Annotated in this window: 25 protein-coding genes; 13 read left to right on the forward strand and 12 right to left on the reverse strand. The window is 72.3% G+C overall.

The window, feature by feature from the left end:
- Positions 1-8: 8 nt before the first annotated feature.
- A complete protein-coding gene (locus ABD249_RS11315) occupies positions 9-470 on the forward strand; it encodes a GNAT family N-acetyltransferase (protein ID WP_344343578.1) in 462 nt (153 codons plus the stop codon).
- A gap of 128 nt (positions 471-598) precedes the next feature.
- Entirely contained in the window at positions 599-1207 is a 609-nt protein-coding gene (locus ABD249_RS11320) for a TetR/AcrR family transcriptional regulator (RefSeq protein ID WP_344343580.1), read from the forward strand.
- Between the two features lie 63 nt (positions 1208-1270).
- Here the strand turns inward: ABD249_RS11320 and ABD249_RS11325 are convergent, their stop codons facing one another.
- On the reverse strand, positions 1271-3298 hold the full coding sequence (locus ABD249_RS11325) for a bifunctional metallophosphatase/5'-nucleotidase (RefSeq protein ID WP_344343582.1): 2028 nt from the start codon (positions 3296-3298) through the stop codon (positions 1271-1273).
- Between the two features lie 132 nt (positions 3299-3430).
- Positions 3431-3985, reverse strand: coding sequence for a helix-turn-helix domain-containing protein (locus tag ABD249_RS11330; RefSeq protein WP_344343584.1), 555 nt, complete (start codon positions 3983-3985; stop codon positions 3431-3433).
- A 77-nt stretch (positions 3986-4062) separates the two neighbouring features.
- Here ABD249_RS11330 and ABD249_RS11335 point away from each other — a divergent pair, with 77 nt between their 5' ends.
- Positions 4063-5634: an FAD-dependent oxidoreductase gene (locus tag ABD249_RS11335; protein ID WP_344343586.1), complete on the forward strand. Its 1572-nt coding sequence runs from the start codon at positions 4063-4065 to the stop codon at positions 5632-5634.
- Between the two features lie 75 nt (positions 5635-5709).
- Here ABD249_RS11335 and ABD249_RS11340 read toward each other — a convergent pair whose 3' ends face one another.
- The 8 genes from ABD249_RS11340 to ABD249_RS11375 form a co-directional block, all read right to left on the reverse strand.
- Positions 5710-5913 (reverse strand): cold-shock protein, encoded by a 204-nt coding sequence (locus ABD249_RS11340; protein WP_344343588.1) that lies wholly within the window; start codon positions 5911-5913, stop codon positions 5710-5712.
- A gap of 253 nt (positions 5914-6166) precedes the next feature.
- Complete coding sequence (locus ABD249_RS11345) at positions 6167-7015, reverse strand: SDR family NAD(P)-dependent oxidoreductase (RefSeq protein ID WP_344343590.1); 849 nt, start codon at positions 7013-7015, stop codon at positions 6167-6169.
- Positions 7012-7725, reverse strand: a complete 714-nt coding sequence (locus ABD249_RS11350) for a response regulator transcription factor (RefSeq protein ID WP_344343592.1) — start codon at positions 7723-7725, stop codon at positions 7012-7014. The genes ABD249_RS11345 and ABD249_RS11350 overlap by 4 nt, the downstream gene beginning before the upstream one ends.
- Entirely contained in the window at positions 7722-10214 is a 2493-nt protein-coding gene (locus tag ABD249_RS11355) for a sensor histidine kinase (RefSeq protein WP_344343594.1), read from the reverse strand. Before ABD249_RS11355 ends, ABD249_RS11350 begins: the two co-directional genes overlap by 4 nt.
- A gap of 108 nt (positions 10215-10322) precedes the next feature.
- Positions 10323-10934: a potassium-transporting ATPase subunit KdpC gene (gene kdpC, locus ABD249_RS11360; protein ID WP_344343596.1), complete on the reverse strand. Its 612-nt coding sequence runs from the start codon at positions 10932-10934 to the stop codon at positions 10323-10325.
- Between the two features lie 9 nt (positions 10935-10943).
- Complete coding sequence (kdpB, locus tag ABD249_RS11365; RefSeq protein ID WP_344343598.1) at positions 10944-13097, reverse strand: potassium-transporting ATPase subunit KdpB; 2154 nt, start codon at positions 13095-13097, stop codon at positions 10944-10946.
- On the reverse strand, positions 13094-14785 hold the full coding sequence (kdpA, locus tag ABD249_RS11370; RefSeq protein WP_344343600.1) for a potassium-transporting ATPase subunit KdpA: 1692 nt from the start codon (positions 14783-14785) through the stop codon (positions 13094-13096). The genes kdpB and kdpA overlap by 4 nt, the downstream gene beginning before the upstream one ends.
- Complete coding sequence (locus tag ABD249_RS11375) at positions 14785-14874, reverse strand: potassium-transporting ATPase subunit F (protein ID WP_144717453.1); 90 nt, start codon at positions 14872-14874, stop codon at positions 14785-14787. The genes kdpA and ABD249_RS11375 overlap by 1 nt, the downstream gene beginning before the upstream one ends.
- A gap of 297 nt (positions 14875-15171) precedes the next feature.
- Between ABD249_RS11375 and ABD249_RS11380 the strand changes: the two genes are divergently transcribed.
- The 5 genes from ABD249_RS11380 (at position 15172) to ABD249_RS11400 (ending at position 18589) form a co-directional block, all read left to right on the forward strand.
- Positions 15172-15447, forward strand: coding sequence for a hypothetical protein (locus ABD249_RS11380; RefSeq protein WP_344343604.1), 276 nt, complete (start codon positions 15172-15174; stop codon positions 15445-15447).
- Between the two features lie 47 nt (positions 15448-15494).
- Positions 15495-15830: a DUF7882 family protein gene (locus ABD249_RS11385; protein WP_344343606.1), complete on the forward strand. Its 336-nt coding sequence runs from the start codon at positions 15495-15497 to the stop codon at positions 15828-15830.
- 79 nt (positions 15831-15909) lie between these two features.
- Positions 15910-16323 (forward strand): VOC family protein, encoded by a 414-nt coding sequence (locus ABD249_RS11390; RefSeq protein ID WP_344343608.1) that lies wholly within the window; start codon positions 15910-15912, stop codon positions 16321-16323.
- A gap of 43 nt (positions 16324-16366) precedes the next feature.
- A complete protein-coding gene (locus ABD249_RS11395; RefSeq protein WP_344343610.1) occupies positions 16367-17548 on the forward strand; it encodes an acetyl-CoA C-acyltransferase in 1182 nt (393 codons plus the stop codon).
- A gap of 33 nt (positions 17549-17581) precedes the next feature.
- Positions 17582-18589: an LLM class flavin-dependent oxidoreductase gene (locus tag ABD249_RS11400; protein WP_344343612.1), complete on the forward strand. Its 1008-nt coding sequence runs from the start codon at positions 17582-17584 to the stop codon at positions 18587-18589.
- A 353-nt stretch (positions 18590-18942) separates the two neighbouring features.
- Here the strand turns inward: ABD249_RS11400 and ABD249_RS11405 are convergent, their stop codons facing one another.
- Complete coding sequence (locus ABD249_RS11405; protein WP_344343614.1) at positions 18943-19374, reverse strand: hypothetical protein; 432 nt, start codon at positions 19372-19374, stop codon at positions 18943-18945.
- Between ABD249_RS11405 and ABD249_RS11410 the strand changes: the two genes are divergently transcribed.
- The 5 genes from ABD249_RS11410 (at position 19342) to ABD249_RS11430 (ending at position 22640) form a co-directional block, all read left to right on the forward strand.
- On the forward strand, positions 19342-20235 hold the full coding sequence (locus tag ABD249_RS11410; protein WP_344343616.1) for a hypothetical protein: 894 nt from the start codon (positions 19342-19344) through the stop codon (positions 20233-20235). The two genes, ABD249_RS11405 and ABD249_RS11410, sit on opposite strands and share 33 nt — an antisense overlap.
- Before the next feature lie 356 nt (positions 20236-20591).
- Positions 20592-20951: a P-loop NTPase family protein gene (locus ABD249_RS11415; RefSeq protein ID WP_344343618.1), complete on the forward strand. Its 360-nt coding sequence runs from the start codon at positions 20592-20594 to the stop codon at positions 20949-20951.
- The gene (locus ABD249_RS11420) at positions 20948-21265 is read left to right on the forward strand and encodes a hypothetical protein (protein WP_344343620.1); all 318 of its coding nucleotides are present in this window, start codon (positions 20948-20950) and stop codon (positions 21263-21265) included. Before ABD249_RS11415 ends, ABD249_RS11420 begins: the two co-directional genes overlap by 4 nt.
- A gap of 344 nt (positions 21266-21609) precedes the next feature.
- Positions 21610-21858, forward strand: a complete 249-nt coding sequence (gene nrdH, locus ABD249_RS11425) for a glutaredoxin-like protein NrdH (RefSeq protein ID WP_344343622.1) — start codon at positions 21610-21612, stop codon at positions 21856-21858.
- Positions 21859-21869: 11 nt separating this feature from the next.
- Positions 21870-22640: a hypothetical protein gene (locus ABD249_RS11430; RefSeq protein ID WP_344343624.1), complete on the forward strand. Its 771-nt coding sequence runs from the start codon at positions 21870-21872 to the stop codon at positions 22638-22640.
- A gap of 106 nt (positions 22641-22746) precedes the next feature.
- On the opposite strand, the gene ABD249_RS11435 is transcribed toward ABD249_RS11430, so the two are convergent.
- Complete coding sequence (locus ABD249_RS11435) at positions 22747-23445, reverse strand: M23 family metallopeptidase (protein ID WP_344343626.1); 699 nt, start codon at positions 23443-23445, stop codon at positions 22747-22749.
- Between the last annotated feature and the right edge of the window lie 389 nt (positions 23446-23834).

Below are 23834 nucleotides of genomic sequence, written 5' to 3' on the forward strand. Positions count from 1 at the left end.
TTCGGAGCATGGCTGGCGAGGATGCACGGCTCGCGACGGGCGGCGACGCGCGCGACGTCGCGCGCCTGCTGCACGAGGCCAGGGCCGAGCGGGCGACGCCCGCGCCCCGCGCCGAGGTGCTCGCCGAGCGGCTCGCGGCGCTGCTCGAGCGCGAGGACACGTTCGCGATCGTCGCGGGGACGCCGTCCATCGCCGTCGGCCTCGTCACGCTGCGACCGAACGTCTGGTCGGGCACGATCGCGGTGCTCGACGAGGTGTTCGTCGCCGTCGACGCGCGCCGCGCGGGCGTCGGCTCGGCCGTGCTCGCGCTCGTGGTCGCCGAGGCGGCACGTCGCGGTGCCACCGTGCTCGCGACCGAGGTCGGCGAGGCAGACGTCGACCCGCAGCGCTTCCTGGAGCGGCACGGGCTCGTGATCGTCGACCCCGCGACGGACGACCGCACGCTCGCGGTGCGACGCAGCATCCGCTGACCCCCGGACGTCGCCGCACGAGGCCCGGGCGCATCGCGTTCGGGGGACACTTCGCCCTCGGACCGTCACGAGCGGCATCCGTGGGCCGTCATAGGTTCGGAGGTCTCATCGTGCCACGAACCATGATCATGACGCCCGACGTCGCCAGCGCCCCGCGCGCGCCCCAGTCCGCGGTGGCTGCGCGGCGCGTCGCGCAGATCGTCGACGCCGCCGCGCGACTCGTCGAGGAGGGGGGCGCGGAGCGCCTCACGACCACGGCGATCGCGCACGAGACCGGTCTCGCGATCGGCAGCGTCTACCGCTACTTCCCCGATCGCGTCGCGATCCTCGTCGAGCTCGGCCGTCGCAGCCGCGAGCGGCTGCAGCAGCGCCTCGACGATGCGTTCCGCCTGGGACAGCCGACCCTCGAGCAGGCGATCGACGCCTTCGTCGACACCGTCGCGCAGCACTACCGCGTCGAGCCCGCCGTGCGCTCGCTCGGCATGGGCGACCGCATCGACCTCGGTCCCGACCGCGCCCGCATCCAGTGGAGCGAGGTCGCCTCGCCGGTCGTCGACGCCCTCGTACGCGAGCACGGCGTGCAGCATGCGCTCGCCGCCGTCGCGCTCGACACGGCCGGCCCGATGGTCGACGCGCTCGTCGAGCTCGCCTTCCGCGACCGCGCCGCCGGCGAGCCGACGTTCCTGCAGCACGCGCACCTCGTGGCGCGCGGCGCCTGCCGACGCATCGTCGGCTGACGACGACGGGCCGGATGCGCAGCGCATCCGGCCCGTCGCTCGGGCGCTCAGGCCCGCACGGACTCAGCCGACCGTCGTGCGTCGGCGCGCCACGAGCAGGCCGCCGACGAGGAGCGCGAGCGCCGCGGCGAGCAGCGCCCACGTCGGCTCCGCGCCGGTCTGCGGCAGCGAGCCCTGTCCTCCCGCGCCCGGGGCGACGTCGTCGCCAGCGCCCGGCGCGGCAGGCGTCGACGGTGCCGGCACGGACGGTGCGGGCTCCGACGGCGTCGGGTCGACGGGCGGCTGGCTCGGGTCCACCCGCGCATCGGTCGTCAGCGACCAGCTCTGCACGAAGAAGTCGGCAGGGTCGATCGTGCCTCGCTCGCTCGCCCAGTCGATGAGCAGCTGCCGGATCTCGAGTCGCTCGTCGTAGACGACGGGCGCCGCCGCGACGTGGGGGTACGCGCCGCCGCCGGACTGCCGATAGTTGTTGACGGCCATGACGAACGTCTCGTCGTCGGTCACGGGCGTGCCGTCGGCGTGCGACAGGCCGAGGATGCGCGACCCGACCGGCTGCGACACGTCGATGACGTACTCGACGCCCGCGACGATGTCGTAGTTGTAGTCCGGCACGCCCTCCGGACGATCCGGCGTGACGGCGTTCGTGCCCGTGGCGGGGTCGAAGGTCGCCCCCACCTCGGTCTGCACGAAGTACCGTGCCGAGAACTCGAGGTAGTCGCGCAGCTGCGCACCCGTGAGCTCGACGCCCGTGAGCGTGTTCTCGTAGATGTAGAGCCCTGCGATGTCGCGGATCGTGACCTGCCCCTCGGGGAACTGCGCCGTGCGCGAGAAGGGCGACGCCTGCGAGATGACCGTCGCGTCCGCCCACTCGGTGCCCTCGAGGCCGGCGTCGACGGTCTCGAGCTGGATCTGGTTGATGAAGTCGATGATCGCGGTGTCCTCGTAGCGCGAGGTCGCCGCGGGCAGCGCCTGCGTCGACTGCGCGACGGGCGTGTTCACGTAGTCGATCGCCGCCTGGTGCTCGTCGCCGATCGCATCGAGCACCGTCTGCGACTCGACCGCGACGTCGGAGCCGTAGTGGGGCGTCACGGCCGGCGCGAACCCGTCCGCCCACGACACCTCGAAGCCGTCGGCGACGGGAGCGAGCTCGAGCGTGACCTCGCTGACGGAGGTGCCCCAGTAGGCGGGCTGCGTGATGAGCACCGGCTCGCCGTCCACGTTCGTGACGACCGTCTGCGGCTCGTCGCGGTGGCTGTGGCCGGCGACGAGCACGTCGATGCCGGGCACCATCCTCGCGATGTTGCCCGCGACGTCCTCGGGCAGCGCCTGCGCGTCGTACGACGCGTCCGCCACGGTGCCCTGGCCCGTGTGGGCGAGGACGACGACGACGTCGGACTGCTGCGCGACCTCCGGCACCCACTGCTGGGCGGCCGTCACCATGTCCTGGAAGACGAGCTCGCCCTCGACGAGCTGGCGGTCCCAGACGCGCACGCCCGGGGTGACGAGGCCGAGGACGCCGACGCGCACGGTCTGGCCGTCGATGACGCGCTCGACGATCTCGTACGGCTGGTGGTACGGCTGGCCCGTGTCGACGTCGATGACGTTCGCGCCCAGCAGGGGAGCGTCGAGGTCGCCCTCGTAGGCCTCGAGCAGGTCGAGGCCGTAGTTGTACTCGTGGTTGCCGACGACCTGCACGTCGGTGCCGATCGCGTCGAACGCCTGCGCCATCGGGTGCTCGATGGCGTCCGACAGCACGGCGTCGCGCTCGTCGCCGTACCCGTAGAGGTAGGTGAACGGCGTGCCCTGCAGCGCGTCGCCGTTGTCGACGACGACGACGGACTCCTCGCCCTGCTCGGCGCGGACCTCGTCGATCGCGGTGCCGATGCGGGCCAGGCCCAGGGCATCCTCGGCGGGATAGGGCGCGTCGCGGAAGTAGTCCCAGTCGGCGACGTGGCCGTGCACGTCGGTCGTCGCCATGAGCGTGAGGGTGACGCCGCCGGGCGGCGGTGCCGCGACGGCTGCCGCGGGCGCGGCGAGGAGGGCTGCGATGGCGAGCGCCGCGGTGGCGGCGGCACGTCTGCGAGCGGGCATGGAGGTCCTCTCGATGGAACGGCGCGAGCGTCGCGATGCGACGGTCCTGCGCAGGGGATGTCCCCGAACCTACGCATCCTCCATGACCGGCGGATGAACACGCCGAGGATCTCGCGGGGACACGCCGAGCAATCAGGCCTCGGCGGTGTGCGTCTGCATGCGAGCGCCCGTCTCGTCGAAGATGCTCAGCACCTCCACGGGCCGCGCGCCGACGACCGTCATCGCATGCGGCACGGACGTGTCGAACTCCGCCGCCTCGCCGCGCGTGAGCACGACCTCCCGATCGCCGAGCACGAGGCGCAGCCTGCCGGAGAGCACGTAGAGCCACTCGTAGCCCTCGTGCACGCGCGGCTCGCCGCACGCGTGGCCCGGCAGGTACGTGACCTTCAGCGCCTGGACCTTCGAGCGCTCGCGCGAGAGGGGAGCGAGCACCATGCCGTCGCGATGCGTCACGGCGCGTCGGACGCGCGGGTCGGGCTGCTCGCGCGTCACGAGGTCGTCGATGCGGATGCCGAGCTCGGTCGTCAGCGGCAGCAGCAGCTCGAGCGAGGCTTGCCGCTTGCCGGACTCGAGCCGCGAGAGGGTGCTCGCCGACATGCGCGCACGCCCTGCGAGGTCGTCGAGCGTCCAGCCGCGCGCCTGCCGCGCGGCGCGCAGCCGCGCACCCACCTGCTCGAGCGCGTCCATGCGTCCTCCTCGTTCCTGCGCTTGCCGAATCCGCAAGCGCGCTTGCCATCCTCTCATGGCCGCTCGATGGTGGAGGCATGGAACCTCGCTACGACGCCCTCGTCATCGGAGGCGGCACCGCCGGCCTCTCCGCCGCCCTCATGCTCGGCCGTGCTCGGCGCCGCACCCTCGTGCTCGACGCCGGCAGCCCCCGCAACCGCTTCGCAGCCCACATGTACGGCGTGCTCGGCCACGAGGGCATCGACCCCGCGAGCCTCCTGGCCCGCGGACGCGACGAGGTCGCCGCCTACGGCGTCGAGGTGCGAGCCGGCGACGTCGTGCGCGTCGAGGATGCCCCAGACGGCGTCGTCGCGATGCTCGCCGACGGCTCGACGGTCGCAGCGCGCGGCATCGTGCTCGCGACGGGCGTCACCGACGCGCTGCCGCCCATCCCCGGGCTCGCCGAGCGGTGGGGCGTCACGGTGCTGCACTGCCCCTACTGCCACGGCTGGGAGGTGCGGGATCGGACGATCGGCGTGCTCGCCACGAGCGCGGCGAGCGTGCACCAGATCGAGCTGCTGCGGCAGTGGACCGACGACGTCGTCGCGTTCGTCCACGCGGCGGGCGAGCTGCCGGCCGACGTCGTGGCGCGGCTGCGCGCTCGCGGCATCCGGATCGTGCGCGCCGAGGTCGAGGCGGTGCTGGGGGAGGGCACCGCGATCGCCGCGGTGCGGACGGTCGACGGCGTCGAGCACGCGATCGACGCCATCTTCACGGGCGGCGCGCTCGAGCCGCACGACGGAGCCGTCGCGGATCTCGGCCTCGCCCGCGTCGACGGGCTCGCAGGCAGCGTGCTCGACGTCGACCCGCGTGGCGCGACGAGCCACCCGCGGATCTTCGCGGCGGGCAACGTCGTCGTGCCGTTCGGCAACGTGCCGCTCGCGATGGGGGCCGGATCCATGGCGGGAGCCGGGCTCAACGCGACGCTCGTCGCGGTCGACGCCGCCGCGGCCGTCGCAGCGCTCGCCGCGGAGTCCGAGGTCGCGCCCGGCGTCGCCCCCGCCGCCTACTGGGAGCAGCGCTACGCGGCACGCCGCCACTGGTCCGGCCACGCGAACGCGGTGCTCGTGGACGTCGCCGGCGGCCTGACGCCGGGCGTCGCGGTCGACCTGGGCTGCGGCGAGGGCGGCGACGTCGCATGGCTCGCCGAGCAGGGCTGGAGCGTCACGGGCGTCGACGTGTCGCCGACCGCGATCGCTCGCGCCGCCCGCACGATCGATCGCGCTGGGCTGACGGACCGAGCCGCCGTCGAGGCCGCGGACCTCGGTGCGTGGGAGGCGGCGGGCGACGTCGACCTCGTCGCCGCGAGCTATCTGCAGTCGCCCGTGCACCTCGATCGCGGCGCGATCGTGCGCAGGCAGGCGGCGCGCGTCGTCGTCGGCGGCCACGTGCTCGTCGTGGCGCACGCGGCGACGCCGGCGTGGGCGCCCGCGCACATGCACGCGGCCGGCCATGCGCTGCCGGGACCCGACGGGATCGTCGAGGAGCTCGCGCTCGGCGCGGGATGGGACGTCGCGATCGCGGAGGTCCGCGCGCGAGACGTCGTCGCCCCCGACGGCAGCGAGGTCACGCTCGCGGATGCCGTGGTGCTGCTGCGGCGCACGCGGTAGCCGCCGCGCGTCGCCCGGTACGACGACGGCGGGCTCGCACCCGAAGGTGCGAGCCCGCCGTGATGCGTGTCCTGCTTAGAGGGCGCGGATGTTCGTCGCCTGCGGGCCGCGCTGGCCCTGCTCGACGTCGAACTCGACGGCCTGGCCGTCGAACAGGTCGCGACGGCCGGAGCCGACGATCGCGCTGAAGTGCGCGAAGAGATCTGCCGAGCCGTCCTCGGGTGCGATGAACCCGAAGCCCTTCTCGGAGTTGAACCACTTGACGGTGCCGGTGGCCATACGTCATTCCTTCGTGTCGTGGTCGGCGATGCCGACCTCTTGGTGTCGCAGCGAATCTTCGATGCGTGTCCGTCGTGCGATGTGCACGACGAGTCGATGGGGAGCCGGTGTCGGCTCGGAGATGGACGGGGGGTCGGGCGTCGCGAAGGCTGCAGCGACAGTCACCGACGCTGCCGGACGACGCCGGCGAGATGACCCTCGTGGCGGACCCGATGAGCAGGGCCCGTGCTCATAGCCTACGCGCAACCGGGCTCTACGTCGAGCCATGACGCGGAGGAATCCCGACGGCGGCCGCGCTGGCCCGCCAGATCGCCTCCACGAGGTCCGTGTCGTGGGCGCGTCGCGAGGCCCGTCCGAGCCTCCGCTGGTCGTAGTACGCGCCGTCCGTCCACGGCACGCCGGGGGTCCAGTCGGCGCCGGGCGTGCCGGCGGCGAGGAGCGCGAGCGTCTCGCCCGCGTGCTCGTCGGTCGTCAGCAGGCGCCGCAGCGGGCCGCGGTAGATCCAGCGCAGCGGGCTCGTCGAGCCGGTGCCGAACGACGTGGCGACGACGCCCGGGTGGAAGGCGACGGCGTGCAGGCCGGGCAGGTGCGCCGCGACGCCGCGCGCGAACAGGACGTTCGCGAGCTTCGCGTTCGCGTAGGCGCGCGAGGGGGAGTAGCCGCGCCGCAGCACGAGGTCGCCGGGATCGATGCGTCCGGCGTGGTGCGCGGCGCTCGCCGTCTGCACCACGATGCCGTCGCCGGCGCGCAGCGCGTCGGCGAGCAGGTGCGTGAGGAGGAAGGGTGCGAGGTGGTTGACCTGCAGCGTCGCCTCGTTGCCGTCCTCGGTGATGCGCCTGGCGCCGAGGATGCCGCCGGCGTTGCTCGCGAGCACGTCGAGGCGCCCGTCGGTCGCCTCGAGCACGTCGTCGGCGAGGGCGCGCACGTCGGCGAGTCGCGTGAGGTCGGCGACGAACGCCTGCCCGCCGACGGCCTTCGCGACGGACGCCGTGCGGTCGGGGTCGCGCCCGGCGACGAGCACGCGGTGCCCCTGCTGGGCGAGGAGGCGCGCGGCGACCGCGCCGATGCCGTCGGATGCTCCGGTCACGAGGATGGTGCTCACGGGGTCGAGCCTTGCACGTTGGCGGGGGCGTCCGGCGACCCTTGCTCGAAGCGGTATCCCATGCCGGCCTCCGTGAGCAGGTGCCGCGGGTGGGCGGGCTCGGGCTCGAGCTTCTTGCGCAGCTGCGAGACGTACAGGCGCAGCGATCCGGCGTCGCGGACGTGCCGCGTGCCCCAGATCTCCTCGAGCAGAGCCTGCCGCGTCACGAGGCGCGAGGGGCTGCGCAGCAGCATGCCGAGCAGCTGCCACTCGGTGGGGGTGAGCCGCACGGGCGCGCCCGCCCGCACGACCGTGCGGGCGGCGAGGTCGACGACGACGTCGCCGAACGCGACGACCGGATCGGCCTCGACCGCGGGGATGCGCCGCGTGAGCGCCCGGATGCGGGCGAGCAGCTCGTCGATCTGGAACGGCTTCGTGACGTAGTCGTCGGCGCCGGCGTCGAGCGCCTCGACCTTGTCGGCGGCGCCCGTGCGGCCGGAGACGACGAGGATGGGCGTCGCCGACCAGCCGCGGATCGCCTCGATGACCTCGACGCCGTCGAGCCGCGGCATCCCGAGGTCGAGCATCACGAGGTCGGGGTGCTCCTCGATCGCCCGGGCGACCGCCTCGGCGCCGTCGGCGGCCGTCGTCACGTCGTAGCCCGTGGCGCCGAGCGTGATGCGCAGCGCCCGCAGCAGCTGCGGATCGTCGTCGGCGATGAGGATCCTCATGTCGCGCCTCCCTCGTGCTCCGCATCCGCCGCACGCAGCGTCACGACCATCGTGAGGCCGCCGCCCGGCGTGTCCTCGGCGTCGAGCCTGCCACCCATGCCCTCGGCGAAGCCGCGCGAGAGCGCGAGCCCCAGGCCGAGCCCCGTCGCGTTGTCGACGTCGCCGAGCCGCTGGAAGGGCACGAACACGTCGTCGCGCCGCTCGGGCGGGATGCCGGGGCCGTGGTCGACGACGCGCACCTCGACGCGGTCGGCGAACGCACTCGTCGCGATCCGCACGCGGGAGCCCGCAGGAGCGTGGCGCTGCGCGTTCGCCACGAGGTTGACGACGATGCGCTGCAGCAGCACCGGGTCGGCGGTCGCGAGCGTCCCCGCGGGATCGAGGTCGAGCTCGACGTCGTCGACGGCGAGGCCGAGCTCGTCGAGCGCGGGCAGCACGGCGTCCGCCGGATCGAGCCGCACGTTCGAGACCGCGAGGACGCCCGCCTGCACGCGGGAGACGTCGAGCAGGTCGGTGAGGAGGGTCGCGAGCGCGCCGAGCGACTCCTCCGCCGTCGCGAGCAGCTCGGCGCGGTCCGTCTCCGTCAGCGTCGCGCTCGCGGCGCGCAGGCCGCCGACGGCGGCGCCCGCGGCGGCGAGCGGTCGGCGCAGGTCGTGGCTGAGCGCGGCGAGGAGCGCCGTGCGCACCTTGTCGGTCGCGGCGAGCGGCGCGACCTCGCTCGCGGTCTCGACGAGGTCGTCGCGCTCGAGCGCCGCCTCGAGCTGCGCGACGATCACCGAGAGCAGGCGGCGCTCGCTCGCGTCGAGGTCGCGCCCGTGCAGCACGAGCGACGCGTCGGCGCCGACGGGCACGCGCGTGCCGACGCCGAGCGTCGCGCCCGCGCTCGCGACCGTGCGCTCGTCCTCCGCGAGCGCGACGCCGTCGAGCGCGAACGCCTCCCGCGTGCGATCGACGAGCGCCTGCACGGCGCCCGTGCCGCGCAGGACGCTGCCGGCGACGGTCGCGAGCAGCTCGGACTCGGCGGCGGCGCGGCGAGCGGCGCGCGTGAGCCGCGCGGCACGGTCGACGACGATGCTCACGAGCACGGCGATGACGACGTAGAGCGCGAGGGCCGCCGCGTGCAGCGGATCGTCGATCGTGACGGTCAGGAGGGGCTCGATGAACAGGTAGTCGAGCGCGAGGCCGCTCATGACGGCGGCGAAGACCGCCGGCCAGAGCCCGCCGACGATCGCCACGACGACCACGAGCAGCTGGAAGGCGAGCACGTCGCTCGTGATGGACTCGGTGCTGCGCACGCTCCACAGCGCCCACGAGAGCAGCGGTCCGACGCCGAGGGCCACGGCGAGGCCCGCGAGTCGGCGCCGCGCCGACAGCGCGCCGCCGAGCCGTGGCAGTCGCAGCCGGCCGCCCGCCGCGGCGTGGGTCACGACGTGCACGTCGATCGAGCCGGCCTTCGCGATCACCGTCTGCCCGATGCCCGGGCCGGTGAGGGCCGTCTGCAGCCTGCCGCGGCGCGAGGCACCGATGACGAGCTGCGTCGCGTTCACGGCGCGCGCGAAGCCGACGAGCGTCTCGGGCACGTCGTCGCCGACGACCTGGTGGTAGGTGCCGCCGAGCTCCTCGACGAGCGCGCGCTGCCGTGCGAGCGCGTCGGGGTCGCCCGAGCGCAGCCCGTCCTGCGTCGTGACGTGCACCGCGAGCAGGTCGCCACCGGACGATCGGGCGGCGATGCGCGCGCCGCGGCGCAGCAGCGTCTCGCCCTCGCGTCCGCCCGTGAGCGTCACGACGACGCGCTCGCGCGCCTCCCACGGGGCGTCGATGCCCTGCTCGGCGCGGTAGCGCTGCAGCGCCTGGTCGACCTCGTCGGCGAGCCAGAGCAGCGCGAGCTCGCGCAGCGCCGTGAGGTTGCCGAGCCGGAAGTAGTTCGACAGCGCGGCGTCGATGCGCTCGGCGGGGTAGACGCGCCCGCCGGCGAGCCGATCGCGCAGCGCCTGCGGCGAGAGGTCGACGACCTCGACGGTGTCGGCCTCGCGCAGCACGTGGTCGGGGATCGTCTCGCGCTGCACGATGCCCGTGATGCGCTGCACGACGTCGTGCAGCGACTCGATGTGCTGGATGTTCACCGTCGAGATGACGTCGATCCCGGCGGCGAGCAGGTCGTGCACGTCCTGCCACCGCTTCTCGTGGCGGCCGCCGGGCGCGTTCGTGTGGGCGAGCTCGTCGACGAGGGCGACGTCGGGTGCCCGGCGCAGCACGGCGTCGACGTCCATGTCGTCGAGCACCATGCCGCGGTGCGATCGCGTGCGGCGCGGCACGAGCTCGAGCCCCTCCGCCATCTGCGCGGTCGCCGCGCGGCCGTGCGTCTCGACGAGGGCGACGACGACGTCGGAGCCCTCGAGCCCGAGCCGCCTGCCCTCCTCGAGCATCGCGTAGGTCTTGCCGACGCCAGGGGCGGCGCCCAGCAGCACCCGCAGCCGCCCCCGTGCCATGTCAGCCCTCCCGCTCGTCCCGAGACTGGTCGATTCCTAGCACGTCGACCCTCGCCTCGCCGATGGAGCCGGCGTCGAGCATCCCGCGCAGCCCCCACCGTGCCACGGTCAGCCGGCCAGACCGTCGAGCGCGACGTTCAGCTCGAGGACGTTCACGACCGGCGACCCGCCGATGCCGGCGGGCGGCACGGTCGTATGCGCCGCGACGAGATCCTCGACGACGCTCGTGTCGAGGCCGCGCTCCTCGGCGACCCGGTCGACCTGGATGGCCGCGTACTCGGGCGAGATGTGCGGGTCGAGGCCGGAGGCGGAGGCCGTGACGGCGTCGGCCGGGACGTCCTCGACGGCGATGCCCTCGAGGTCTGCGACCTGGGCGAGTCGCTCCTCGATCGCGGCGATGAGCTCGGGGCTCTCGGGGCCGTAGTTCGACCCGGAGGATGCCCCGCCGTCGTAGCCGTCTCCTGCCGCGGACGGGCGGGGCTGGAAGTACGCGGGCAGCGGCTCGCCGTCGGCGTCCACGAACGGCTGGCCGATGAGCGACGAGCCGACGACCTGCCCCTCGTCGTCGCGGATGAGCGAGCCGTTCGCCTGCGACGGGAGGGCGAGCTGCCCGATGCCCGTGACGACGGCCGTGTAGAGCACGCCGGTGATGACCGTGAAGGCGACGACGGCGCGCAGCGACACCCAGAGGGTTCGGGTGGTGGTCCTGGTGGTGGACATGGATGCCTCTCAGAAGCCGGGGATGAGGCGCACGACGAGGTCGATGAGCCAGATTCCGATGAAGGGTGCGACGAGGCCGCCGAGCCCGTAGACGAGGAGATTGCGGCCGAGCAGCGCGGACGCCGCGACCGGCCGGTAGCGCACGCCCTTCAGGGCGAGCGGGATCAGGGCGACGATGACGAGCGCGTTGAAGATCACGGCGGACAGCACCGCCGACGCGGGCGACGACAGGCCCATGACGTTGAGGACGCCGAGCCCGGGGAACACCCCCATGAACATCGCGGGGATGATCGCGAAGTACTTCGCGACGTCGTTGGCGATCGAGAACGTCGTGAGCGCCCCGCGCGTGATGAGCAGCTGCTTGCCGATGCGCACGATGTCGATGAGCTTCGTCGGGTCGGAGTCGAGGTCGACCATGTTGCCGGCCTCCTTCGCCGCCGACGTGCCCGACTGCATCGCGACCCCGACGTCGGCCTGCGCGAGCGCGGGTGCGTCGTTCGTGCCGTCGCCCGTCATCGCGACGAGGTTGCCGCCCTCCTGCTCCGTGCGGATGAGCGCGAGCTTCTGCTCGGGCGTGGCCTCGGCGAGGTAGTCGTCGACGCCGGCCTCCTTCGCGATCGCCGCTGCGGTGAGGGGGTTGTCGCCCGTGATCATCACGGTGCGGATGCCCATGGCTCGCAGCTCGGCGAACCGCTCGGTGAGGCCGTCCTTCACGACGTCCTTGAGGTGCACGACGCCCAGGGCTCGAGCGGCCGAGCCGGGCGCCGAGACCGCGACGACCAGCGGCGTGCCGCCGGACGACGAGATCGCGTCGGTCGCCGCCTCGAGCTCGCGCGCATCGGCATCCGACGGCGGCGCGCCCTCGGCCGTCAGCCAGGCCCGCACCGCCGACCCGGCACCCTTGCGGATGCGGGTGCCGTCGGGCTGGTCGAGGCCCGACATGCGGGTCTCGGCCGTGAACGGCACGATCTCGCCGGGGGTGCGCTCGTCGAACGCCGTCCCCTCGGTCCGTGCGAGCTCGACGATGGACTGTCCCTCGGGGGTGGGATCGGCGAGCGACGACAGCGCCGCCGCCTGCAGCAGCTCCTCGCGGCCGACGCCCGCGACGGGCACGACGTCGGTCGCGCGACGGTTGCCGTAGGTGATGGTGCCTGTCTTGTCGAGCAGCAGCGTCGTGACGTCGCCGGCCGCCTCGACGGCGCGGCCCGACATCGCGAGCACGCCGCGCTGCACGAGCCGGTCCATGCCGGCGATGCCGATCGCGCTCAGCAGCGCCCCGATCGTCGTGGGGATGAGGCAGACCAGCAGGGCGATGAGCACGGCGAGCGCGACGGGCTCGGCCGCGTACGACGCGATCGGGTTCAGCGTGAGCGTCACGAGCACGAACACGATCGACAGCGAGGCGAGCAGGATGCTCAGCGCGATCTCGTTCGGCGTCTTCTGGCGTGCCGCGCCCTCGACCAGCGCGATCATGCGGTCGACGAAGGTCTCGCCGGGCTTCGCGGTGATGCGCACGACGATGCGGTCCGAGAGCACGCGCGTGCCGCCGGTGACCGCGCTGCGATCGCCACCCGACTCGCGGATGACGGGCGCCGACTCGCCGGTGATCGCCGACTCGTCGACCGATGCGACGCCCCAGACCACGTCGCCGTCGCCGGGCACGAGCTCGCCGGCCGTCACGACCACGTGGTCGCCCAGGCGCAGGTCGCTCGACGCGACCTCGCTCGTCGCCGACCGCTCGACCGAGACGTCGGCATCGGCGTCGTAGGAGTCGACCCGCGTCGCCATCGTGCTCGTGCGCGTCTGGCGCAGCGTGTCGGCCTGCGCCTTGCCGCGGCCCTCGGCGATCGCCTCGGCGAGGTTCGCGAAGAGCACGGTGAGCCACAGCCACACGGCGATGATCGCGGTGAACGCCCCGGGCACCTGCGTGCCGCCGGAGTCCCCGGAGCCGCCCAGGAAGGGCTCGGCGATCGCGATCGCCGTGGTGAGGACGGCGCCTGCCCAGACGATGAGCATGACGGGGTTCCGCCAGAGATGTCGCGGCGAGAGGCGGCGGAACGCGCCGGGGATGGCCTGGCGGACCTGATCCCAGCCGATGCCGGCGCGCTTGGGCGCGGGGGTGGAGGCGGGTGCCTGCTCGGGCACCTGGGTGACGGTGGTCATGCGACCAGCCCTTCTGCGAGCGGACCGAGCGCGAGCACCGGGAAGTAGGTGAGCGCGGTCACGAGGATGATGACGCCGACGGTGAGGCCGACGAACAGCGGCCTGTGCGTGGGCAGGGTGCCGGCGGTCGCCGGCACGTGGTCCTGCGCGGCGAACGAGCCGGCGAGCGCGAGGACGAGGATGATCGGCAGGAACCGGCCGAGCAGCATCGCGACGCCGAGCGCCGAGTTGAACCAGTCGGTGTTCGCGGTGAGCCCTGCGAATGCGGAGCCGTTGTTGTTCGCGGCGGACGTGAAGGCGTAGAGCACCTCGGTGAGGCCGTGGACGCCGGGGTTCCAGATCGACGTGCCCTCGACGTCCTCGCGCACGGCGGGGATCGCGAACGACAGCGCGGTGCCGATGAGCACGAGCGCGGGCGTGACGAGGATGTACAGGCTCGCGAGCGTGATCTGCGTCGCCGTGATCTTCTTGCCGAGGTACTCGGGCGTGCGTCCCACGAGCAGGCCCGCGATGAACACGGCGATGATCGACAGCACGAGGATGCCGTACAGCCCGGCTCCGACGCCGCCGGGGGCGACCTCGCCGAGCATCATGTTCAGCAGCGGCATCATGCCGCCGAGGGCGGTGTACGAGTCGTGCATCGAGTTCACGGCACCGGTGGACGTGCCGGTCGTGGCGATCCCGAACAGCACCGAGCCTGCGATGCCGAAGCGCGCCTCCTTGCCCTCCATCGCAGCACCGGCGAGCTGCGGCGCCGTGCCGGCCCCGCCGATCTCGAACGCCATGGCGGCCGCCCAGATCGCGAGGAAGAGCGCGCCCATGACGGCGACGATCGCGTAGCCCTGCCGCCTGTCGCCGACCATCGTGCCGAACATGCGCGGCATCGCGGAGGGGATGAGCAGCAGCAGCAGGATCTGCAGCACGTTGGTCCACGCCGCCGGGTTCTCGAACGGGTGCGCCGAGTTGGCGTTGAAGAAGCCGCCGCCGTTCGTGCCGATGAGCCGGATGGCCTCCTGGGATGCGACGGGACCGCCCGGCAGCACCTGCGTGAGGCCTGCGAGGGTGCCGACGTCCTGGAAGCCGGCGAGGTTCTGGATGACGCCGCCCGCGAGCAGCACGAGCGCGCCGAGCAGCGAGATGGGCAGCAGCACGCGGATCGTGCCGCGCGTCAGGTCGACCCAGAAGTTCCCGATGGTGCCGGAGCGGCGGTACGCGAGACCGCGCACGAGCGCGACGGCGACGGCCATGCCGACGGCGGCCGAGACGAAGTTCTGCACGACGAGGCCGGCGAGCTGCACCGTGTAGCCGAGGGTCACGTCCGGCGAGTAGGACTGCCAGTTGGTGTTCGTCGTGAACGACGCCGCCGTGTTGAACGACAGCACCTCCGGGACCGCAGGCAGGTCGAGCGAGTAGGGCAGCACGGTCTGGAGCCGCTGCAGCAGGTACACCGCGAGCAGGCCGACGAGCGAGAAGGCGAGGATGGCGCGGGCGTAGGCCTGCCACGTCTGCTCCGACGAGGAGTCGACGCCCATCACGCGGTACAAGCCGCGCTCGATGCGCAGATCCCGCTTCGACGTGTAGGTGTGCGCGAGGAAGTCGCCGAGGGGGCGGTGCACGAGCGCGAGCGCCACGAGCACCGTGAGGAGGCTGAGCCCGCCGGAGAGCCAGGCGGAGGCGGTCGCGTCCATCAGAACCGCTCCGGGCGGACGAGGGCGGCGACGAGCATGCCGATCGCTGCGACGGCGAGCACGGCGGCGAGGATCTCGAAGACGATCACAGCCGCTCGACCCCCCGCACGGCGAGCCCGAGGAGGGCGAAGATCGCGATGGCGCTCGCGACGACGATGAGGTCGAGCATCGTGGGTGACTCCGTTGCTGTGCGGGACGCGCCGGGATCTGCGGACGCGGGTGCCTGGCACCGGAGGCGATCCAACGCCTCGGCGAGCCGCGCCGCGGCGATCCTCACGATTCCCTCACGCCCTGCGCGCGCATCCTCACGACCTCGGTGCGCCGCATGTCAAGCGCGGGACGGCTCGACGCTCGACGCGTACCGTCGCCAGCAGAGGAGGTCGACCATGGGCGACGAGCACGCAGGGCGGACCGAGGACGAGACGACGGAGGCCGCCGCGGGCGGGCACCGCGACCGCGCGGAGCAGTGGGAGGCCGACGCCGGCGACGGCTCGCACCACGGCGGCGCGGAGCAGGACGTCCCGTCGCAGTGGACGGGCGGCGACGCCGGGGGAGCCGACGAGGCGACGTCCGACGCCGCGGAGCAGTGGAGCGGCGAGGCGCCCGCACGCGGCGACGAGGACACCGCGGCGCAGTGGTACGAGGAGGGCGAGGGCCGCTAGCGCGCGGCATCTGTCGAAGCGCCGTCGCTGCCGCTACCGTGGGCGCGATGGGACATCTCACCTACGCCGGCGCGACCGAGTACCAGATCGAGGATCGGATGCTCGCGCATCTGAAGACCGTGATCGCGTCGAAGCTGCGCCGTCAGGAGGCGTTCCTCGTGTCGTGGACGGTCGAGCCCGACTCGGGCTCCGGCCGCGTGAGCCTGTGGCTGTCGCCGTCGGTGCCGCTCGAGTTCCGCTTCGCGGGCTCGCGGCCGCCGCAGCTGAACCCCGTGTGGCTCGAGGTGCTCGCCGAGATGGCCAACACCGCGCGCGGCCTGGTCCTCGTGTCCGAGACCGAGGCCGAGGCGATCCATCGCGGCGAGGCCCCGCCCGAGCGGTGACCTCGGCGCCCGTGGGCGCGACGGGTGGCGCCGCACCCCCGCGCGGGTGCACCATGGCGGCACGACGAGGAGGTCGACCATGACGACGGTGCTCAACCCCTACCTGTCCTTCCCCGGCACGGCCGCGGAGGCGATGGCGTTCTACCACCACGTGCTCGGCGGCTCGCTCGAGTCGAGCACGTTCGGCGAGTCGGGCATGGGTTCGCCCGACGAGGCGACGAAGGTCATGCACGCGCAGCTGCGCACCGAGCAGGGCCACACGATCATGGGCGCCGACATCGCCGACGCGATGCCCATCGATCGCGGCACGCAGCAGGTGTCGCTCTCGGGCGACGAGGAGCTGCTGCTGCGCTCGTGGTGGGAGGGCCTCGCCGAGGGCGCGACGATCCTCGAGGACCTGCAGCAGGCGCCGTGGGGCGACCTCTTCGGCATGCTCGTCGATCGCTTCGGCGTGCAGTGGCTCGTGAACGTCGTGCCGGAGCCCACCGAGTAGCGCGGTCGTAGGCTGGCTCCACCGCCACTGCGAAGGAGCAGCCATGATCGACACGATCGTCGCCGGATACGCCCGCACCCCGTTCGCCCGCTACCTCGGGCAGCTCGCACAGACCACGTCGACGGCCCTCGGAGGGCACGCGGGAGCCGCGGCGCTCGCGAAGGCCGGCGTCTCGCCCGAGTCCGTCCAGACCGTGATCGTCGGCCAGGTGCTGCCCGCGGCCGTGGGGCAGAACCCGCCGCGGCAGGCGGCGGTCGCCGCCGGCGTGCCGATGACGGTGCCGGCGCTCGGCATCAACGCCGTGTGCCTCTCGGGCGCCGAGGCCGTCGTCGCGGGTCACCGGCTCATCCAGCTCGGCGAGGCCGACGTCGTGCTCGCGATCGGCCAGGAGTCGATGTCGCTCGCCCCGCACGCCGCACCCATGCGCACCGGGTCGCGCTTCGGTGCCCTCGAGCTCGTCGACACCATGGAGCACGACGGGCTCACCGACGCCTTCGAGCGCCGCTCGATGGGCGCCTCGACGGAGTCGTTCAACGAGGGCCTCGGCGTGACGCGCGAGCAGCAGGACGCATTCGCCGCCGCATCCCACCGCAGGCTGGCCGCAGCCCAGGAGGCGGGCCGCCTCGACGACGAGATCGCACCGATCGAGGTGCGGAAGGGGCGTGAGACCGTCCTCGTCTCCGCCGACGACGGCGTGCGCCCGGACACGACCGAGGAGTCCCTCGCAGGCCTGCGTCCCGCGTTCGACCGCGAGCACGGCACCATCACGGCAGGCAACGCGTCGCAGATCACCGACGGCGCCGCCGCCGTCGTGCTCGTCTCGAGCCGCTACGCCGCCGAGCACGGCATCGCCGGCCTCGCGAAGGTGCGCGCGACGGGGTTCGTCGCCGGACCCGACGTCTCGCTGCACGCGCAGCCGTCGAACGCGATCCTGCAGGCGCTCGGCCGCATCGACGCCGCCGCCTCCGACCTCGTCGCCGTCGAGATCAACGAGGCGTTCGCCGCCGTCGGCATCGTCTCGACGCGCGAGCTCGGCATCGACCCGGAGATCGTGAACGCGAACGGTGGAGCGATCGCGCTCGGCCACCCCATCGGCGCATCCGGCGCGCGCATCGTCGGGCACCTCGCGCGGCGCCTGCACGAGGCGGGCACGGGATCGCTCGGCGCGATCGGCATCTGCGGCGGCGGCGGGCAGGGCACGGCCGTCGTGCTCGAGGCGCTCTGACGCGTCCGTGGAATGAGGGGCGGGGGGCGCACGTTGACCGATGACGTGCGCCTCTCCATCCTCGACCTCGCTCCCGTCAGCCAGCAGGAGTCCGTCGCCGACAGCCTGCACGGCAGCGTCGCGCTCGCCCAGGCCGCCGAGCGGCACGGCTTCGATCGCGTCTGGTACGCCGAGCACCACAACATGCCGCAGATCGCCTCGAGCGCGACGTCGGTGCTCATCGCCCACGTCGCCGCCCACACCTCGACGATCCGGCTCGGCTCGGGCGGCGTCATGCTGCCCAACCACTCGCCGCTGACGATCGCCGAGCAGTTCGGCACCCTCGCCGCGCTGCACCCGGGCCGCATCGACCTCGGCCTCGGACGCGCGCCGGGCACCGACCAGCGCACGGTGCAGGCGCTCCGTCGCGACCCGCGCGCCGCCGAGCAGTTCCCGCACGACGTGCGCGAGCTGCAGGGGTACCTGTCGGGCGCGTCGATCGTCGACGGCGTGCAGGCCGTGCCGGGAGCCGGCACGAACGTGCCCATCACGATCCTCGGCTCGTCGCTCTTCGGCGCCGAGCTCGCCGCCGCCTACGGCCTGCCGTACGCGTTCGCCTCCCACTTCGCACCCGACCTGCTGCTGCAGGCCGTGCGCGTCTACCGCGAGTCCTTCCAGCCGTCGGCGCAGCTCGCCGAGCCCTTCGTCATCGCGGCGTTCAACGCCATCGTCGCGCCCACGCGCGAGGAGGCGCTCGAGATGGAGGCCGTCGTGCGCCGCAGCCGGGTGCGCGGCTTCCTGCTGCGCGGCGTCGCGGCGGCCGAGTCGCTGTCGGACGAGGACCTCGACGTGCTCGCCGAGTCGCCGCAGGGCAGGCAGATCCTCGCGATGATGCGGCGCTCCGTCGTCGGCACGGGCGAGGACGCCATGGCTGCCATCGAGGCGTTCGCGCAGGAGGCGTCGGCCGACGAGGTCATGCTCGCCGTGCACGGCACCCGCACCGACGAGCGCGTGCGCGCGCTCGACCTGCTCGCCGGCGCCCGCGCGGCCGTGTCGGTCTAGCGCGACCGGACCGGCTCGCTCGCCGGTGTCGCTCGAGGCGCTGGCGGGTCCTGCCGTCGCGTGGAGCCTCGTGCTCATCGTCTTCGGTGTCCAGTCGGCGTGACGATCAGAATGCCGTGCGAGAAGCTCCGCGGGTTTCAGTACGCGAAGCAATCGGAACGGGGTTCTGGCGACGTTCTTGGCGCGGCCGCGGGGCCGCACGGCGCTCAGCGGCTAGGAGCGCTCTCGCTGGAAGAGGGTCGCGACGACCGGATCGCATGCGCCCGACCGTAGCCGACGGCGTTGAAAGGTAGCTTGCGCGCGCGTGGCGGCGGGTGGCTTGTTTGCCGCGCGTCGAGTGATGAGCGTCCCCGTCAATACGGCTCGTAGGGTCGGCGCTTCGACCTGCCGGGGCGCTTCCAGACAGCGATAGCCGTCTCGGACGTGCGCTGGCCATCTTCGAACTCGACGTGCGTCGTCGTTCCCCACACCCCAAGGGTCTCGTAGACCCGTCCGGCGATCACGGACTCGATGACCTGTGCGGCGAAGGCTTCGTCGTCCGCGCTGTAGCTGAGCTCGAACTGACCGCCGCGGTCGCCTACGCTCACGAGAAGGCGCTGCTCGGCCACGATTCTGATTCGTCGAGCATTCAGGTTCGCGGGGGTGATGTCGACGACCCAGATGACATCCGACCAGCTCAAGCGCTCGACGGTCCCACGATCGCCGACGAGCACGCGAGCGCGTTCCTCGAGTCGATCCAAGACGCGGCGCTCATGCTCAAGGGCGGCGGCGTCAGCATCGTCCATGTGCCGATGATCGCACGCGGCCTCCTCTCGCCTGCGGGCGTCGCCTGCAGACCGTTGGCGTGGCACGCTGGGGCGATGTTCCGTCGTCGTACCCAGGACGCTGCTGAACCGGTGGAGTTCGGGCTTGTCTTCTCGGAACCCGACCGTTCTGGTGACGTCGAGCGCGGCGTCATCGTCACATTCGACGATGGGACGGGTTGGGCGGGTGCCGCACTCGTGATGTTCGGCGGGCTGAACCATCGATGCGGAGATGGCAGCACGACCTACGGATCGCTCGAGCGCACGGGTGTCGAGGTCGCACCCCGTCATCTGTGGGGTCCGATCGCCGCAACCCTCATCCCGGAGCAGCCGACGGACTACTTCCTGTGCGACGCCATGGGCGAGCGGACGCCGGGGCGAACCGTCCTTTCGGCGAACGAGGCCGCGGTGGAGGGTGACGATTGGATTAGCGGGCAAGTCGCCACCTCGCCTCTGCTCCGATATCGGTGGCGCACGGAGGAGCGCGATCCAGAACTCGATTCCGTGCTGGAGCGCATCCGCGACGCAGAAGACGTCGATGCCGTCGCTCTTGCGAGATCTCTCCAACGTCGCGAGCTTGGCCGTTGGAGCAAGAAGTTTGGGACGCGTGGCGGTTGGGCAGCGTCGGCGGTGCGCAATCTCTGCATCGAGACAAGCACCGTCGCGTTCCACGATCAGCAACGTCAAGATGAAGCCTCCATTGGTTGGGACTCCCCGAACGAGCTGCGACGAATCGCATCGTCCATGCTCGGCGGACCGCTCTACATCCCAGGCAGCTGGGCCCCAGGGCTCGACCGCATCCTCGCCAGGCTCGATGAGAGTCCGAGCGTCTCGTCTCCCTAGAGTTACGCGACGTCTCGTAGTGACCAGAACGCTCTCCCAGCCGTCCCGTTGAACGCCGGCATTCTTCGGTGCCTGTGAGTCTCGTAACCACGCCTCGCAACTGTGTGCCGTAGGACGGCGCGACACCATTGGTTCTGAGACGCATGGCGTGCCGCGAACGATCGCTTCCGGTCGGCGGTCAATCATCCAGCGGCGTACCGAAAGTATCGGCGTAGGTGTTGGCGCCGGTGTGACGCTAAGCGCGCTGGAGGTTAGCTGGTGGGCTGCCCCGGGGGCATCATCTTCCGCGCCTTCTCGAGCAGGTCCAGGATCTGAGCGAGGTCGCCGGCCACGACAGCCGCGAGATGCCCACGGGCATGATCGCGGCCGACCAGCTGCTCGTCGTCGTCCGCCCTAGCCAGCTCGACCTCGACACGCTCCCGCACATGAGCGAGGTGGTCGAGCAGGCGCGCGACCTCAATCCGAGTCTCGACGCCCGCTCCCTGCTCAACCAGGTGCCGACGTACGCCTTCGGCACCGAGCAGGGCGAGGCAGGTGACTACCTCAGCGACTACCCCGGGCTGCGCCCGCTCAGCACGCAGATCCACGAGCGGAATGCATACCGCGACGTCATCGGTGAGGGCAGGGGAGTGGTCGAGTGGAACAACGCCAAGGCACGCGCAGAGATCCTGGAACTGACCGCAGAGCTCCAGGCCGGAATGGGGGAGCAGGCATGACCATCAAGAGGCGCACGCCCGAGGAAGATCGCGCCGCGGCGATCGCCGCATTCGCCGAGGGTGCGGCACCGGAGCCCGCGCCCGCCGCGGCGACGCCCAAGCCGGTCACACTGGACGGCCCGGCCCGGCCGGCGCCGACGTCGGCCATCGACGAGGAGGCCAGCCGCGTCTCGCTGACGATGCTCGTCCGGTTCCCGGACTCGGACCTCCCGGTCCGCCTGCAGCGGCTCGCAGCCGCCGACGACCGCAGCAAGCACTACATGGTCCTCCGAGCGCTCGAGGCCGGCCTCGCCGTGCTCGAGGCGCGTTCCTGACGCGACAAGCACGGTCCCTCCCCGTGCCAGCCCACGACCATGCACGCGCGGCAGAGTGAGGCCATGGCAACGAGGGGCGCCGCAGCGGACTGCGGCAGCCGGCAAGGCCGGCCGGATCGAGCCGGCTGCGCCGGCGCTTCTTCGTTCGTTCGCCTTCGCGCTCCGCGGAGCGTAACTCCCTCCCGTCGCTGCACGCTGCCCACGCACGAACCCCGACCCTCACGGGCCGCCCTGTCGGGCCTCGCATGCGCTCGGGCGTTCGGAGCGTTCCGCGCTCCACTCCCTCCGGTCGCCACGGTGCACAGCACCGCGAAGGCGAAAGAACGATTGGGGTTGAGGGACAGATGACCACCGTGACCGTGTACAGCAAGCCAGCGTGCCCGCAGTGCACCATGACCTACCGAGCACTCGACGCGAAGAGCATCCAGTACCGCGTCGTCGACGTGACCGAGGTGGAGGCAGCGATGCTCTACGTCGTGGAAGAGCTCGGCTACCGCGCAGCACCCGTCGTGGTCGTCGACGACGAGCCCGAAAACCACTGGTCGGGCTTCCGCCCCGACCTCATCGACCGCCTGCCGGCCACGGCCGCCTAGGGAGCAGGAGCATGGGTACGTTCATCGCCGCATCCGGCAACCTGGCAGAGCCACCGACGCTCGCCCACGATGACAAGACCGGCCGCGCGTACGCGTACCTGCGCGTGCTCGTCTCCGGCGACTACCGCGACGATGCCGGCGCCTGGCACAAGACACCGCCCACCGAATACCGCGTGCGCGTCACCGGCAAGCGCGCCGAGCGGATCGCGGAGGTGGCAGCGGAGGCGGGGAACGTCGCGATCGTGTTCGCCGGCGACGTCACCGAGAAGCCATGGGGCACCACCGCCCGTGGTGGCATCAACCGGACCATCACCCAGCCGGCCGTCATCGGCTACGACGTCATCGGCCAGGACGTCACGATCGCACCGCGCGGTCGCGCTCGAGCACGTGCCGTCGCCACCACGACGTCGACGACCAGCGACGGGGGAGCGGCGCAGGTCGAGCAGATCGACCTCGAAGCGGCATGGCAGGGACTCGTCAGCGGCACCCTCGAGCTGCACGAGGTGCCGTACGACGTGATGGCGATCTACATGCTCGGCGTCGACCACGGCCGCGCGGCGATGCTGCCGCAGCTGCAGCAGGCGCAACGCGATGCCGACCGCCTCTACGTGCAGGCGATGAACCCTGCCGATCGCGCAGCGGCGATCCTCGCGCGCATGGATGCGGTCGACACGAGCGACATGAGCGAGCACGACGCGATCCACGCGCAGCTCGGCGCGGGAGCCGACGTCGCCAGCCTCCGCGGACGTTCGGACCCGACGCCGGAGCCGGTGGACCGGTGATCGCAGGCGGCTCGTGTGTCCCGATGAGGGGAATGTTTGCGGGGCAGGTGCTGTGGCCCGCTTGCCGTCCGAGGTTCTCGTGCGATTGCGATCGGACGGTGGGGTGTCAGTAGCCAGCCGGCGGCAGGATCTCCTCACGCGTCGTGATCCACCGCAGGGGGTCGATGGAGATATCGTCGGGGTTCTTCACCTCGAGGTGAAGGTGCGGTCCTGTGGAGTTGCCGGTGGATCCGACGGCTCCGACGAGCGTGTCGAGCGTGACGACGTCGCCCTCCTGGACGTCGACGGAGCCGGCTTGCATGTGTGCGTACCAGGATTCGTAGATCTGCCCGTCGATGTTGTGCTCGACGATGACCATGTAGCCGCCTCCGCCGGGGTGGTTGCCTTGGAAGACGGCAGTGATGACCCCGTTCGCGATGGGGTAGATCGGCTCGCCGAGGGCTAGTGGGATGTCGACACCCATGTGGAAGCGGCCCCAGCGGGGGCCGAATGGGCTCGAGATCGGGAGGTCCGATCGGCTCGGGAACGGTGTCTGCAGGTAGGACGTGGAGAGGCCGCCGTCGACGTCGTCGACAGACTCCGAATCTTGGGCTGCTTCGAGGCGTTGCACCTCGGCCTCGTCGAGCTGCGCTGCGGCTTCCAGGTCCTGACGAACCTCGAACTCGAACCTCTCGACGATGACGTCAGTCCGTCCCTGATCGATCAGCACCTCCTGGCTGGCGGAGGACGAGAACGGCAGCTCGGCAGTGTCGGTGATTCCGGGGCCTGCCATTGCGGGGATCGTCGCGGTGAGCGCAAAGGCCATGGCGATGGTCGACGCTGCACCAGCGACGAGGCGACGCCGTGCTGGGCGCCGCCGGTGCGGCCTGGACGCGCCCGCCGGCCGAGATGCCGCGACGACTCTCGGGCGTTGGGTGGTGGTGTCCGCCGGGCGTCTCGTTGCTGTCGGGAGGGGGGTGATGGTGGCAAGTGCTGCGGCTGTCGCCGCTTCGCGGTCGAGTCGTTCGCGGCGGGTTCGCGGCTGGTCGTGGGGTGGGGTGTTCACGTAGGTCGTACCTTCCGTCGACGCGGTGGCGCGTCGGGATCGATCTCGGGCAGGGCCCGCAGATGCGCAGTGGTGGATCGGTCGAGCTGTGATGTCAGCTCGGAAGCGCGACGTTCGCCCAGGTGGCGCCTGCGTCGCGGGAGTAGATG

Source organism: Agrococcus versicolor (assembly GCF_039531815.1).
Taxonomy (GTDB): domain Bacteria; phylum Actinomycetota; class Actinomycetes; order Actinomycetales; family Microbacteriaceae; genus Agrococcus; species Agrococcus versicolor.

Excerpts from the sequence above, each read along its gene's own strand:
- ABD249_RS11430 (WP_344343624.1), top strand. The coding sequence starts at position 21,870 with ATGGGTACGTTCATCGCCGCATCCGGCAACCTGGCAGAGCCACCGACG.
- ABD249_RS11420 (WP_344343620.1), top strand. The coding sequence starts at position 20,948 with ATGACCATCAAGAGGCGCACGCCCGAGGAAGATCGCGCCGCGGCGATC.
- ABD249_RS11335 (WP_344343586.1), top strand. The coding sequence starts at position 4,063 with ATGGAACCTCGCTACGACGCCCTCGTCATCGGAGGCGGCACCGCCGGC.
- kdpC (WP_344343596.1), bottom strand. The coding sequence starts at position 10,934 with ATGTCCACCACCAGGACCACCACCCGAACCCTCTGGGTGTCGCTGCGC.
- ABD249_RS11380 (WP_344343604.1), top strand. The coding sequence starts at position 15,172 with ATGGGCGACGAGCACGCAGGGCGGACCGAGGACGAGACGACGGAGGCC.
- ABD249_RS11410 (WP_344343616.1), top strand. The coding sequence starts at position 19,342 with ATGCTCAAGGGCGGCGGCGTCAGCATCGTCCATGTGCCGATGATCGCA.
- ABD249_RS11355 (WP_344343594.1), bottom strand. The coding sequence starts at position 10,214 with ATGGCACGGGGGCGGCTGCGGGTGCTGCTGGGCGCCGCCCCTGGCGTC.
- ABD249_RS11385 (WP_344343606.1), top strand. The coding sequence starts at position 15,495 with ATGGGACATCTCACCTACGCCGGCGCGACCGAGTACCAGATCGAGGAT.
- kdpA (WP_344343600.1), bottom strand. The coding sequence starts at position 14,785 with ATGGACGCGACCGCCTCCGCCTGGCTCTCCGGCGGGCTCAGCCTCCTC.
- ABD249_RS11320 (WP_344343580.1), top strand. The coding sequence starts at position 599 with ATGACGCCCGACGTCGCCAGCGCCCCGCGCGCGCCCCAGTCCGCGGTG.
- ABD249_RS11390 (WP_344343608.1), top strand. The coding sequence starts at position 15,910 with ATGACGACGGTGCTCAACCCCTACCTGTCCTTCCCCGGCACGGCCGCG.
- nrdH (WP_344343622.1), top strand. The coding sequence starts at position 21,610 with ATGACCACCGTGACCGTGTACAGCAAGCCAGCGTGCCCGCAGTGCACC.
- ABD249_RS11330 (WP_344343584.1), bottom strand. The coding sequence starts at position 3,985 with ATGGACGCGCTCGAGCAGGTGGGTGCGCGGCTGCGCGCCGCGCGGCAG.
- ABD249_RS11315 (WP_344343578.1), top strand. The coding sequence starts at position 9 with ATGGCTGGCGAGGATGCACGGCTCGCGACGGGCGGCGACGCGCGCGAC.
- ABD249_RS11325 (WP_344343582.1), bottom strand. The coding sequence starts at position 3,298 with ATGCCCGCTCGCAGACGTGCCGCCGCCACCGCGGCGCTCGCCATCGCA.
- ABD249_RS11340 (WP_344343588.1), bottom strand. The coding sequence starts at position 5,913 with ATGGCCACCGGCACCGTCAAGTGGTTCAACTCCGAGAAGGGCTTCGGG.
- ABD249_RS11395 (WP_344343610.1), top strand. The coding sequence starts at position 16,367 with ATGATCGACACGATCGTCGCCGGATACGCCCGCACCCCGTTCGCCCGC.
- ABD249_RS11435 (WP_344343626.1), bottom strand. The coding sequence starts at position 23,445 with ATGGCCTTTGCGCTCACCGCGACGATCCCCGCAATGGCAGGCCCCGGA.
- ABD249_RS11415 (WP_344343618.1), top strand. The coding sequence starts at position 20,592 with ATGATCGCGGCCGACCAGCTGCTCGTCGTCGTCCGCCCTAGCCAGCTC.
- ABD249_RS11405 (WP_344343614.1), bottom strand. The coding sequence starts at position 19,374 with ATGGACGATGCTGACGCCGCCGCCCTTGAGCATGAGCGCCGCGTCTTG.
- kdpB (WP_344343598.1), bottom strand. The coding sequence starts at position 13,097 with ATGACCACCGTCACCCAGGTGCCCGAGCAGGCACCCGCCTCCACCCCC.
- ABD249_RS11350 (WP_344343592.1), bottom strand. The coding sequence starts at position 7,725 with ATGAGGATCCTCATCGCCGACGACGATCCGCAGCTGCTGCGGGCGCTG.